At 55.1% G+C, this 13,363-nt stretch carries 9 protein-coding genes; 3 read left to right on the top strand and 6 right to left on the bottom strand.

Annotated elements, in window-relative coordinates; translation table 11 throughout:
• Window positions 1–425: 425 nt before the first annotated feature.
• Together avtA and IM317_RS05445 are read right to left on the bottom strand one after the other, a co-directional pair.
• Window positions 426–1,682, bottom strand: coding sequence for a valine--pyruvate transaminase (gene avtA / locus IM317_RS05450; protein ID WP_033147014.1), 1,257 nt, complete (start codon window positions 1,680–1,682; stop codon window positions 426–428).
• Window positions 1,683–1,921: 239 nt separating this feature from the next.
• On the bottom strand, window positions 1,922–3,952 hold the full coding sequence (locus IM317_RS05445) for an alpha-amylase (protein ID WP_033147013.1): 2,031 nt from the start codon (window positions 3,950–3,952) through the stop codon (window positions 1,922–1,924).
• A gap of 314 nt (window positions 3,953–4,266) precedes the next feature.
• Here IM317_RS05445 and IM317_RS05440 point away from each other — a divergent pair, with 314 nt between their 5' ends.
• On the top strand, window positions 4,267–5,091 hold the full coding sequence (locus tag IM317_RS05440; RefSeq protein ID WP_032661838.1) for a protein bax: 825 nt from the start codon (window positions 4,267–4,269) through the stop codon (window positions 5,089–5,091).
• Window positions 5,092–5,130: 39 nt separating this feature from the next.
• On the opposite strand, the gene xylR is transcribed toward IM317_RS05440, so the two are convergent.
• The 4 genes from xylR to xylF form a co-directional block, all read right to left on the bottom strand.
• Complete coding sequence (gene xylR / locus IM317_RS05435; RefSeq protein WP_033147012.1) at window positions 5,131–6,309, bottom strand: D-xylose utilization transcriptional activator XylR; 1,179 nt, start codon at window positions 6,307–6,309, stop codon at window positions 5,131–5,133.
• Between the two features lie 33 nt (window positions 6,310–6,342).
• The gene (xylH, locus tag IM317_RS05430) at window positions 6,343–7,524 is read right to left on the bottom strand and encodes a xylose ABC transporter permease XylH (RefSeq protein ID WP_033147011.1); all 1,182 of its coding nucleotides are present in this window, start codon (window positions 7,522–7,524) and stop codon (window positions 6,343–6,345) included.
• Window positions 7,502–9,043 (bottom strand): xylose ABC transporter ATP-binding protein, encoded by a 1,542-nt coding sequence (locus IM317_RS05425; protein ID WP_033147010.1) that lies wholly within the window; start codon window positions 9,041–9,043, stop codon window positions 7,502–7,504. The genes xylH and IM317_RS05425 overlap by 23 nt, the downstream gene beginning before the upstream one ends.
• Window positions 9,044–9,115: 72 nt before the next feature.
• Window positions 9,116–10,108, bottom strand: a complete 993-nt coding sequence (gene xylF, locus IM317_RS05420) for a D-xylose ABC transporter substrate-binding protein (RefSeq protein ID WP_032650791.1) — start codon at window positions 10,106–10,108, stop codon at window positions 9,116–9,118.
• Window positions 10,109–10,479: 371 nt separating this feature from the next.
• On the opposite strand from xylF, the gene xylA reads away from it, so the two are divergent.
• Window positions 10,480–11,802, top strand: coding sequence for a xylose isomerase (xylA, locus tag IM317_RS05415; protein WP_120785289.1), 1,323 nt, complete (start codon window positions 10,480–10,482; stop codon window positions 11,800–11,802).
• A 72-nt stretch (window positions 11,803–11,874) separates the two neighbouring features.
• Window positions 11,875–13,329, top strand: coding sequence for a xylulokinase (gene xylB / locus IM317_RS05410; protein ID WP_033147009.1), 1,455 nt, complete (start codon window positions 11,875–11,877; stop codon window positions 13,327–13,329).
• Window positions 13,330–13,363: the final 34 nt, after the last annotated feature.

Below are 13,363 nucleotides of genomic sequence, written 5' to 3'. Positions count from 1 at the left end.
GCTGTTGAGTGAGATCCGCCACCGCTTCCACTGCAGGCAGAAAGAGAGAACGCGAGCAGTACCGCAGCAGCAATTACTCTGATGCGACTAGCATTATTAGGTAGCATAAAAATACTCCACGCAATAGAACGCCGAGCGGCGTATTAGTGAGTATATGCAGTATTTTAAAAATGCACACAGACTCGCTTCGAGGATATTTTTTTTACCAGCGTTGTTTGTTTTAAATCTTATATAACAATGAGTTAATTAAATTATTATTTAATGTCTGCTTAATTATTTTTGAATTACTATAGTGCCATTAAAACAACAGGAATTATCCTAAATAATCCCTTTAAATAATAGGGCAATAAAGCTGAAGGATATATCCTTTATAAAATATATAGATCACGATAAATTAAGGCTCTTCATCCGAAGAGCCTTAATATTTAACAATTGCCTTCGCGCCAGGCTTTTTCAATTTCTTCGGCGAGAATTTTAACACCCGCTTCGATTTTTTCCGGATCGGGTACGTAGTTCATGCGCATGCACTGGTGCGTATGCGGCCACGGCTTATCCAGTCCCGGGAAGAAATAATCGCCCGGTACCATCAGAACGCCGCGCTTTTTCAGGCGCTGGTAGAGCAGTTCGGTGGTGACAGGCAAATCCTTAAACCACAGCCACAGGAAAATTGCTCCTTCAGGTTTGTGGATCAGGCAGCGTTCTTCCGGCAGGTAGCGGCGAAGTATCGCAATCGTCTCCTGAACGCGCTGGTAATAGAATGGCTTGATCACGTCATTCGACAGACGCAGCAGGTCGTTGCGCTTAATCATTTCGCACATCATCGCCGGGCCAATGCCGCCCGGTGAAAGGCTGATAATGCCGTTCATATTGGTAATGGCGGTGATGATTTTCTCGTTGGCGATGATGATGCCGCAGCGGCTGCCCGGCAGACCCAGCTTAGAGAGGCTCATGCACAGGACAATGTTCGGGTTCCACAGCGGACGTGCTTCGCTGAAGATAATGCCCGGGAACGGCACGCCGTAGGCGTTATCGATCACCAGCGGAATGCCGTGCTGATTCGCCAGCGCATCCAGCTTCATCAGTTCGTCGTCGGTGATCACGTTGCCCGTTGGGTTAGTCGGGCGCGATACGCAGATCATGCCCGTCTCTTCACCAATATGCAGGTGTTCAAAATCGACGTGATATTTGAACTGGCCTTCAGGCAGCAGCTCGATGTTCGGGCGCGCGGAGACGAACAGATCCTCTTCCAGGCCGGAATCGGCGTAGCCGATATACTCTGGTGCCAGCGGGAACAGCACTTTTTTGGTGGTGCCGTCGGCGCGACGCCCTGCGAACAGGTTAAACAAGTAGAAAAACGCGCTCTGACTGCCGTTTGTCAGTGCAATATTCTGTGGTTCGATATCCCAACCCAGCTCGTCACGCAGCATTTCGGCGAGGAGTGCCAGCAGTTCGGTTTTACCCTGCGGGCCGTCGTAATTGCAAAGCGCATCGGTTGCTTTGCCGCTTTCCAGCATCTGAGCGAGCAGCGTCTGGAAATAGGTATTCATCTCCGGGATTTGAGCCGGGTTTCCGCCGCCGAGCATGATTGCGCCCGGTGTGCGCAGCCCGTCGTTGAGATCCTCCATCAGGCGAGTAATGCCTGAATGGCGGGTAAATTTGTCGCCGAAAAGTGAAAACGTCATAGCAGGTGATCTGTCGAGCTTATTTTGAAAGTGGGTAACCATAACGCTAGCACCGTGCTGGTGCAAATCGGGTGATGTGGTCGGATTTGTTGTTTTATAGGGCGGAAGTGTATTTGTGTAGCGAATAGTTCTGGTGGGTTTCCCTCACCCCGACCCTCTCCCAAAAGGGAGAGGGGGAAAAGACGGCGCCGTGCGGTTCCCTCTCCCCTGCGGGGAGAGGGTTAGGGTGAGGGGGTGAATTATTGATTACCTGCCCATACCACCATCACCTTATCGCCATTATGCTCGCGCACGAAGCCATATCCCTCGTTCAGCGACAGCGTGGTTTGTTTGCCTTCACCAATCGCCGGATGGCGGGCGCGGAACTGACCCAGCGTTTGCCAGTGGGCGACGGTTAGGGCCTGCTTGCCCGTGACGTCCTGCCAGTTCATATCTGACCGGGTGCCCTGTAATGGATCAGAACCCGTCGGACCGAACGGACGCTCGGATTCATCACCGTAATAGATTTGTACGCTGCCGGGTGCCAGCAGAAGCAGCTCCGCCGCGCGCTGGCCCCCTTCGCGGAACAGACGCGTATCGTGTGATGAGAGATAGCTCAGCACGTTGAAGCTTTGCAGCTTTTCCGCCATCTGCTGCCAGGTGAGATCCATATCGGCCAGACAATCCACCGCTTTTGCCGCCTGCTCCTGATAGTCAAAGTTGATCATCGCATCAAAACCGTAGCGGTAATAATCGCTTTGCATCACCCCGTGGCCCCAGGATTCCCCGGTCATCCAGAACGGTGCGTTGTCGAGCTTTTTGTCCGGGTTCGCCCCTTTCCAGGCGGCCAGCGCCTGGCTTGCCTGGTCTTTCAGCTGTTGCCAGGCCGCAAGCTCAACGTGTTTCGCCGTATCCACCCGGAAACCGTCGATGCCGTAGTCACGTACCCACTGGCTGAGCCAGTGGGTCAGATAATCGCGCGGGGTATATCCCGGGATGGCCTTCGCGTGGGTGTCGGGCTTGTGTTGGAAAAAGTTAGGCAATCCGGAAGGCGTCATGGATTCCGTTTTCAAATCCGGCAGAAATGCCAGCGACATGGTCAAATCGTCGAAGCCGGGGTTGTCGTAATCGCCGATGTCCGTGCGGATCCATTTCTTGCCCCACCATTTTTCCCATGCGGCTTTGTCGCTGAAGTTGATGTAGTCGTTAAAGCTGTGCCAGCTTTGGCCCGCGCCCGGCTTCCAGCCCGTCCAGCGTTCTCCCAGCGTCTTTTTCAGCTCATCACCCTGAAGGTACAGGGCACCAAACTGATACTCCTGCATGTCTGCCAGCGTGGCATAGCCAACGTGGTTCATGACGATATCGAACAGAACGCGGATCCCGCGCTTGTGCGCTTCGTCGACAAGATGGCGTAAATCATCTTCGGTTCCCATGTTGGCGTCGAGCTTCGTCCAGTCCTGGGTGTAGTAGCCGTGATAGGCGTAATGCGGGAAATCCCCTTTTGTGCCACCGCCTACCCAGCCGTGGATCTGCTCAAGCGGAGAGCTTATCCAGAGCGCGTTCACCCCCAGCTGCTGTAAATAATCGAGCTTGCCGGCAAGTCCTTTGAGATCCCCGCCGTGGAAGGTGCCAATCTCCTGCATACCGTCTTTATGACGACCGTAGCTGTTGTCGTTGCCCGGGTCACCATTCACATAACGGTCGGTCAGCACAAAATAGACGGTGGCGTTTTGCCAGCTAAACGGCGCAGGCTTGTCGGTTTCGGCGCGCTCAAGCAGCAGCAGGCCGTTACTGTGGGCGGCTGGCTGCAGGGTGATTTTTCCATTCTGCACCGTCGCCGTCTGTTTACTGTAGTAGTCGCGCACGACGGAGCCTTCCGGGAAGGTACTGCTGACGTCCAGCGTCAGCGGTTTACCGTCCCACTTCGGACACTGGCGGATGACGTTTGCAACCGGCTGTTCTGCGGCACTCTGAATCGTCAGCAGCAGGGTGGGCGTGCCGGAGCGGGTATCAATCCGCATCTGGTAGTCACCGTCGCGAAAAAGGCGCCACTGCGGCGGCGTGCCGTCACAGGGCTTGAGCGACAGCATCTCATTGAGTTTTATCGCGTCCGCAGGCTGCCAGCACGTCTTGTCAAAACTCAGCGTCAGAGGACGCGTACCCTTCGCAAGCTTTGCCTGGCTGGTGAAGACCCCGGTGCCTTCGGCGCTAAATGCGCTAAACCCCGGCGATGACCAGTCGGCATGCGCCAGTGCGGGTAACATCAGAAAGGCTAATGCGGTACGTTTCATTCCTTTTTCCTGTCGCGGCATTTTTGACCAGTGTGCCATCAGGCGAGGGGCAAAAACTCATCCCCTGTCGCTTTCTGCCGGGAGGAAGCGTGAGGATGAGTGATCTCGCGCAAAATTAGGCAGTTATCTGCGATAGCGCACACAGTTTTTGTGGAATGATGTTTTTATGAGCAAGTTTCAGGTGACATAGTTTCGGAATTGGACTATTTCTATACGTGCTCTTGAAGTCTATTTTTGATATGATTTGAGATTCCGCTCTCAAATTTGTGAAAAAAATAAGGTGTTGGGATGATTACATCCGACCAGGAGACCTAATGATATCGACTCCCATTCGACGATATGGGGCTGCGATACTCATGTTACTCACCACGGCATTTTCGGGTGAGGTGCTTGCGAAGACGCACACGGATACAACGAGTAAGAAAGCCCACGTAATAAAGACGACAAGTAGTAAGGTTAGCAGTAAACAAGAGTATTCTCGCAATAGTGCAAAGAGTAGTTCACTTCCTGATTTGCGAAAATACCCTTCCGGAACACCAAGGAAAAAAGCGTTTCTCCGGACGGTAATGCCTTACATCACGAGTCAAAATGCCGCGATTACTGCGGATCGTAACTGGCTGATTTCCAAACAGTACGATAGCCGCTGGTCGCCGTCAGAGCGCGCGCGTCTGAAAGATATCACGAAGCGCTACAAGCTGAGCTGGAACGGTAACACCCGTCGTGTGCCGTGGAATGCTCTCCTTGAGCGTGTGGATATCATCCCGGGCAGCATGGTTGCGACCATGGCTGCTGCCGAAAGCGGCTGGGGTACTTCTAAGCTTGCGCGTAGCAACAACAACCTTTTCGGCATGAAATGTGTGAAAGGTCGTTGTAATAATGCACCTGGCAAGGTGAAAGGCTATTCGCAATTTGAATCTGTGAAAGATTCCGTCAGCGCCTATGTGGTGAATCTGAACACGCATCCGGCCTACTCATCGTTCCGTAAATCACGCGCTCAGCTGCGTAAAGCGGACCAGGAAGTGACGGCCAGTACGATGATCCACAAGCTGAAAGGTTATTCGACAAAGGGACAGAGCTATAACAACTATCTGTTCGCCATGTACCAGGATAACCAGCGCTTAATTGCCGCCCATATGTAATCTCGAAAAAACGCCTTCCACTGGAAGGCGTTTTCTTTTCTATATCAACACCTCGCTGTGGCGATCCCGATACTCCTTCGGCGTGGTGTCATACTCCTTGCGAAACACGGAATAGAAATATTGCAGAGACGGGTAACCGCACATCTGCGAGATTTCGTTGATCGACAGCGACGTGGAAATGAGCAGGCTGCGTGCTTTCTCCAGCTTTTCAGCATGGATGACGGCATGAATGGTTTCGCCCACCTCTTCTTTAAAACGCTTCTCCAGATTCGAACGCGAAATGCCCACCGAATCCAGCACCTGATCGACCTTTATCCCTTTGCAGGCGTGGTTGCGAATGTAGTGCATGGCCTGAATGACGGCCGGGTCGCTTAAGGAGCGATAATCGGTTGAGCGACGTTCCACGACACGGACAGGAGGCACAAGCAAACGCTGAAGCGGCAGAGGTTCTTTATCGAGCAGACGATGCAGCAGCTTCGCCGCCTGATAGCCCATCTGACGCGTGCCCTGTGCAACGGAGGAGAGCGCCACGCGAGACAGATAGCGGGTCAGTTCTTCGTTATCAATGCCAATCACGCACAGCTTTTCGGGCACCGGAATGTGTAAATGTTCGCAGACCTGCAGCACGTGCCGCGCGCGAGCGTCCGTCACGGCGATAATACCGGTTTGCGGCGGCAGCGTTTGCAGCCAGTCCGCCAGGCGGTTTTGCGCGTGCTGCCAGTTTTCCGGCGCGGTCTCCAGCCCCTGGTACACCACGCCGCGATACTTCTCCTGCGCGACCAGCTGGCAAAACGCGTGTTCTCGCTCAACGGCCCAGCGCTTGCCGCTGGTGGCCGGTAACCCATAAAACGCGAAGCGATGGACGCCTTTCTCTTTTAAATGAAGAAAGGCGGCCTCGACCAGGGCATGGTTATCGGTGGCAATATAGTGGACCGGCGGATAGTGTTCGGGCGAATGGTAGGAGCCGCCGACGCCCACAATCGGGACGTCGACGTCGGTCAGCAGCTGCTCAATGATGGGATCGTCATAGTCGGCGATGACGCCATCGCCCAGCCAGTCTTTAATGTTCTCCAGACGGGTGCGAAAATCTTCTTCAATAAAAATATCCCATTCAGATTGCGACGCCTGCAAATATTCACCAACACCTTCCACCACCTGACGGTCGTAGGCCTTATTGGCATTGAATAACAACGTAATGCGGTGACGCTTTTCAAACATGGCTCACTTCCCAATTAAGTCACAATACGGTTATCAGGCCCGTCGCTTGGTGGCCGAGTCCATCCAGACTGCCAGTAAAAGAATGGCCCCCTTGACGATATACTGCCAAAACGTCGGGACGTCCATCATACTCATCCCGTTATCCAACGACGCCATGATAAATGCCCCCATGACCGCGCCCGCCACGCTCCCGATACCCCCTGCGAGGCTGGTACCGCCAATGACGCAGGCGGCGATAGCATCCAGCTCGGCGATGTTACCGGCGGAGGGCGAGCCGGCGCCCAGACGCGAGCTGAGGATCAACCCGGCGATAGCGACCATCAGGCCGTTAATGGCGAAAACTGCCAGCTTGGTACGTTCGACATTGATACCTGAGAGGCGGGCAGCTTCAAGGTTGCCGCCTATGGCATAAATACGGCGGCCAAACGCGGTGCGCGTCGCCATAAACATACCGGCCAGAAGTAAAAGCGCCAGCAGCAGGACGGGGGTCGGAACGCCGCGATAGTCGTTTAAAAGCCAGATGGCGCCCAGCACAATAACCGCCGTGAGCGCCTGACGCCCCACTACCGACGTTGACGCTGGAGAAGCCAGCCCCAGCGCCTGACGGCGCATGCGTCCACGCCACTGCCACGCGACAAACCCCAGCAACCCCACCACACCGAGGGTAAAGCCCACGGTATCCGAGAGGTAACTCTGGCCAATCTGCGACATGGCTGCACTGGTCGGGGAGACGGTGGTGCCGTTAGTGATGCCGATTAAGATCCCGCGAAAGGCCAGCATCCCCGCCAGGGTGACAATGAACGATGGCACCTTACGGTAGGCAACCCACCAGCCGTTCCAGGCTCCCAGTACCAGACCCAGCACCAGCGTGACCGCCACGGTCAGCGGCAGCGGCCAGCCGAGCCAGACGTCAAAAATCGCCGCCACGCCGCCGAGGAGACCCATCATCGACCCGACCGACAGGTCGATCTCCGCGGAGATAATCACGAACACCATGCCCACCGCCAGAATGCCGGTGATGGCGGTCTGGCGGAGCAGGTTAGAGACGTTACGTGCGCTTAAGTACGAGCCATCGGTCATCCAGGTAAAGAAGAGCATGATGACGATAATGGCCGCGATCATCACGAAAACCTGCAGGTTAAGCGCTTTTAAGCCCGCGAACGCACCGGGCGTCGGAACAGCGACTTTGATATCAGACGGATTGCTTTTCGACATGACGTTCGCTCCTTAAAGCGGCTTCCATCACCTGCTCCTGCGTCAGGTTCTGGTTAATCAGGTTGGCTTTCAGTTTTCCCTCGTGCATGACCAGCACACGGTCGCTCAGGCCGAGCACTTCGGGTAACTCAGACGAAATGACAATGACGGCAATCCCTTGCTGTACAAGCTGATTAATCAGTTTGTAGATTTCATATTTGGCACCGATATCAATCCCGCGCGTTGGCTCATCAAGGATTAATATGCGTGGATTGAGAAGCAGGCAGCGCGCCAGAATTGCCTTCTGCTGGTTTCCCCCGCTCAGACGGCCAATCGCCAGTTCCGGCGAGGAGGTTTTGACCTTCAGCCGGGCAAGCGACTGGAGGATGCACTGCTGCTCGGCGGCGTCGTCCAGGCTGCTCAGCGCGCCGGAGAAGCGATCGAGTGCCGCAAGCGTAATGTTTTTACCCACCCCCATCACCGGTACGATGCCGTCTTTCTTACGATCTTCCGGCACCATGGCAATACCGTGGGCAATCGCCTGCTGGCAGTTGTCGATTTTCACCGGCTGGCCGTCGATATAAACCGTGCCCTCCCAGCGCCCCGGCCACACGCCAAACAGGCACTGTACGGCTTCGGTGCGTCCGGCACCGACGAGGCCGGCAATCCCAAGAATTTCACCACTGTGAAGGGAAAACGAGACGTTATTGACGCGCTTGATGTGGCGGTTAACGGGGTGCCACGCGGTGAGGTTTTCCACGCGCAGCACTTCATCGCCCTTAGCGTGAGGCTCATTCGGGTAGAGCGCCGTCAGCTCGCGGCCCACCATCATGGTGATGATGTCATCTTCACTCATGCCGGCGGCTTCACGCGTGCCGATGTGCTGCCCGTCGCGGATCACGCAGATGGTGTCCGAAATGGCTTTGACCTCGTTCAGCTTGTGCGAAATATAGATACAGGCGATGCCGTGGTTTTGCAGATCGTGGATGATGTTGAGCAGAACCGCGGTTTCCTGTTCGGTGAGCGAGGCCGTTGGCTCATCAAGGATCAGCAGCCTGACCTGTTTATTTAGCGCCTTCGCTATTTCGACCAGCTGCTGTTGACCCAGGCCCAGATCCCCCACGCGGGTATCCGGTGAAATGTTGAGGCTCACCTGCGCCAGCAGCTTTTCGCAGCGGAGCGTCATGGTGTCGTAATCCAGCACGCCGCGGTGGGAAATTTCGGCACCGAGAAAGATGTTCTCCAGCACGGTGAGATGCTTCACCAGCGCCAGCTCCTGGTGGATGATGGCGATGCCTTTGCGTTCGGTATCGCGGATGTGTGTCGCCTGAATCACTTCACCGGCAAAGACGATTTCGCCTTCGTAGCTGCCGTGTGGGTAGATCCCGCACAGCACTTTCATCAGCGTCGACTTGCCCGAGCCGTTCTCGCCGCACAGTGAAACCACTTCGCCGGGGTTCAACCGGAGGCTAACGTTGTCGACGGCTTTCACCGTGCCGAAGCGCTTGGTGATGCTTTTCATTTCAAGTAAATAGGGCATAACCGCTCCACATAACCCGAGGGAAGAACAGTACAACGTGATGCGCCCCCGCAGAGCAGGGGCCGCGCCGGATTACAGTTCGCTCTTCTTGTGGAAACCGTCTTTAACCACGGTGGCGTCAATGTTCTCTTTATTGACTTCAATCGGCGTGAGCAGGCGAGCCGGAACGTCTTTCAGGCCGTTATTCAGCGTTGCGTCTGCTTTAGGTTGTTTGCCATTACCCAGCTCCACGGCGATTTCCGCCGCCGTATTGGCCAGCTGGGTAATCGGTTTGTAGACCGTCATGGTTTGGGTGCCTGCGATAATGCGTTTTACGCCAGCGAGATCGGCATCCTGTCCTGAAATGGCGACTTTTCCGGCCAGCCCCTGTGCGCTCAGGGCCTGGATAGCACCGCCTGCAGTGGCATCGTTGGAGGCCACAACCGCATCAATTTTGTTGTTGTTGGCCGTCAGCGCGTTTTCCATAATTTTCAGCGCGTTTTCTGGCAGCCAGCCGTCGGCCCACTGATCGCCAACCACTTTAATTTTACCGTTGTCGATGTACGGTTTAAGGACTTTCATTTGCCCTTCGCGGAACAGTTTGGCGTTGTTATCTACCGGAGAGCCGCCCATCAGGAAATAATTGCCCTGAGGCACTTTGTCGATCAGGCTTTGCGCCTGTAATTCCCCGACTTTTTCATTGTCGAAAGAAATATAATAATCAATATCCGCATTATTAATCATGCGGTCATAGGCCAGGACTTTTATGCCTTCCTGTTTGGCTTCTTTCACCACGTTACTTAATACCTGGCCGTTATAGGGGATAATGACCAGAACATCGACGCCACGGTTGATCATATTCTCAATCTGCGACATTTGTGTTTCTTCGTTGCCGTTAGCCGACTGAACAAACACGCTTGCGCCGAGAGATTCTGCTTTCTTCACAAAAATATCGCGATCTTTTTGCCAGCGTTCCAGGCGCAGGTCGTCAATCGCCATGCCAATTTTGACCTCTTTGGCATGTCCTGCAAAGCTTGCAAGGAGAAGCGTAGTGCAGAGCGTTAGAGTCAGGTTCTTTATCTTCATAATTATTAGGCCTTTTTGTAGGGGTATGTGTTGCTGAGATAAAAGAAACATTCACTACTGAGACGCAGCAAATTTTTAACGCGGAAAGGCGGGCTGGCAATTACAGATTTTTATCTTCTCATTATGATATTTGGTTTATTTCTGAATTTATGACCGCGATCGGATTTTAAAATACGTAACGTCTTAATTACATTTGATTCTGGAATACGCGCCGAAAAATAGTTTGTCTGCGCATTATTTTGCGAGCCAGCGCACAGTTGTGCATTCTCTCAATAGCAGTGTGAAATAACGTAATTGAGCAACCCAAAATGTCTATTCACTATTACTCCTGTATCAACGACTCGCCGCATACCCTGATTATGGAGCTCAATATGCAAGCTTATTTCGACCAACTCGATCGTGTTCGTTACGAAGGCCCAAAAACGACCAATCCTTTAGCATTTCGTCACTACAACCCGGATGAGCTGGTGCTGGGTAAGCGCATGGAAGATCATCTGCGCTTTGCCGCCTGTTACTGGCATACCTTCTGCTGGAACGGCGCCGATATGTTCGGCGTGGGTTCCTTTGACCGCCCGTGGCAGCAGCCGGGTGAGGCCATTGAGCTGGCAAAGCGCAAAGCCGATGTCGCATTTGAGTTCTTCCACAAGCTGAACGTACCGTACTACTGCTTCCATGACGTGGACGTGTCGCCGGAAGGCGCGTCGCTGAAAGAGTATCTGAACAATTTTGCGCAGATGGTGGATGTACTGGCGGCGAAACAGCAGCAAAGCGGCGTGAAGCTGCTCTGGGGTACTGCAAACTGCTTCACCAACCCACGCTACGGCGCGGGCGCGGCAACCAATCCGGATCCGGAAGTGTTTAGCTGGGCAGCCACGCAGGTGGTGACGGCAATGAACGCTACGCATCAGCTGGGTGGCGAGAACTATGTCCTGTGGGGTGGCCGTGAAGGTTATGAAACGCTGCTGAACACCGACCTGCGTCAGGAGCGCGAGCAGATTGGCTGCTTTATGCAGATGGTTGTCGACCATAAGCACAAAATCGGCTTCCGCGGCACGCTGCTGATTGAGCCGAAACCGCAGGAACCGACCAAGCATCAGTATGACTACGACGTGGCGACGGTGTATGGCTTCCTGAAGCAGTTCGGTCTGGAAAAAGAGATCAAAGTGAACATTGAAGCCAACCACGCCACGCTGGCGGGCCACTCTTTCCATCACGAGATCGCGTCTGCGATTGCGCTGGGCATTTTCGGCTCTGTCGATGCGAACCGTGGCGATGCACAGCTGGGCTGGGACACCGATCAGTTCCCGAACAGCGTGGAAGAGAATGCGCTGGTGATGTACGAGATCGTCAAAGCGGGCGGTTTCACCACCGGCGGCCTGAACTTTGATGCCAAGGTGCGTCGTCAGAGCACCGACAAATACGATCTGTTCTACGGCCACATTGGCGCGATGGACACCATGGCGCTGGCGCTGAAAGTGGCGGCTCGTATGATTGAAGACGGCGAGCTGGATAAACGCGTAGCGAAGCGTTACAGCGGCTGGAACAGTGAGCTGGGCCAGCAAATCTTGAAAGGTCAGTTATCGCTGGCGGAAATTGCGAAGTACGCTGAACAACAGCAGCTGGCGCCGCAGCACCAGAGCGGGCACCAGGAACTGCTGGAAAATCTCGTAAACCACTATCTGTTTGATAAGTGATTGAGCTGAAGATGCACGTAGGCCCGGTAAGCGTTAGCGCCACCGGGCATTTCTGTTAAAGGAGTCACCGTAATGTATATCGGGATCGATCTTGGCACATCGGGTGTGAAAGCCATCCTGTTGAGCGAGCAGGGCGACGTGTTAGCAACGCAGACGGAAACGCTGCAGGTTTCACGTCCGCATCCGCTGTGGTCAGAACAGGATCCGGAGCAGTGGTGGCAGGCGACGGATCGCGCAATGAAAGCCTTAGGTGAGCAGCACAGCCTTCGTGACGTGAAAGCGCTGGGAATTGCCGGACAAATGCACGGCGCTACGCTGCTCGACAGCCAGCATCGCGTGCTGCGTCCAGCGATCCTCTGGAACGATGGCCGCTGTGCGGAAGAGTGCGCGCTTCTTGAGGAACGCGTGCCCAATTCCCGGGAGATTACCGGCAACCTGATGATGCCCGGCTTTACTGCGCCCAAATTGCTGTGGGTGCAGCGCCACGAACCGGAGATTTTCCGTCAGGTGGCGAAAGTCCTGCTGCCGAAAGACTATCTGCGTTTTCGCATAACGGGCGATTTCGCCAGCGACATGTCCGATGCCGCGGGCACCATGTGGCTCGACGTGGCGAAGCGCGACTGGAGCGAGGCGATGCTGGATGCCTGCCATCTGACCCGGGAACATATGCCAGCGCTGTACGAAGGCTGTGAGGTGACAGGCGCGCTGCTGCCAGCCGTTGCTGAACGCTGGAATATGCCTGCCGTACCGGTGGTGGCCGGGGGCGGCGATAACGCGGCGGGCGCTGTCGGTGTCGGCATGGTTGAGGCGGGGCAGGCGATGCTGTCGCTGGGAACGTCCGGCGTCTATTTTGCCGTCAGCGACGGGTATCGCAGTAATCCTGAAAGCGCTGTGCACAGTTTCTGTCATGCCCTTCCCGGGAAATGGCATTTGATGTCGGTGATGCTCAGCGCGGCATCCTGCCTGGACTGGGCGGCAAAACTCACCGGCATGGCCGACGTTCCGGCGCTCATTTCCACAGCCCAGCAGGCGGATGACGCTGCGGGTACCGTCTGGTTTTTACCGTATCTTTCCGGCGAGCGTACCCCGCACAACAACCCGGAAGCGAAAGGGGTGTTCTTTGGCTTAACCCATCAACATGGCCCGGCAGAACTGGCGCGTGCGGTTCTGGAAGGCGTGGGCTATGCGCTGGCCGACGGGATGGACGTGGTGCACGACTGCGGCCTGAAACCGACGAGCGTCACCCTGATTGGCGGCGGTGCGCGAAGCCCTTACTGGCGACAGATGCTGTCTGATATCAGCGGGTTGCAGCTGGATTTCCGCACCGGAGGGGATGTCGGGCCCGCGCTCGGTGCCGCGCGTCTGGCGCAGATAGCCATTCATCCGGAACAACCGCTTTCGCAACTGTTGCCGCAGCTTACGCTTGAACAGGCGCATTTGCCTGACGCGGCGCGCCATGCGCGGTACGCGGAGAGGCGCGACGTGTTCCGCAAAATCTACCAGCAGCTGCTGCCGCTGATGTCTTAAAACCGCTTGTCCGGGAGAGGCACGAGGATGTCCT

The organism is Enterobacter cloacae complex sp. S3 (assembly GCF_014930495.1).
GTDB classification, from domain to species: Bacteria; Pseudomonadota; Gammaproteobacteria; order Enterobacterales; family Enterobacteriaceae; genus Enterobacter; species Enterobacter asburiae_B.
Note: the sequence above shows the minus strand (reverse complement) of the source record. Positions and strands in the feature narration are given on the sequence as shown.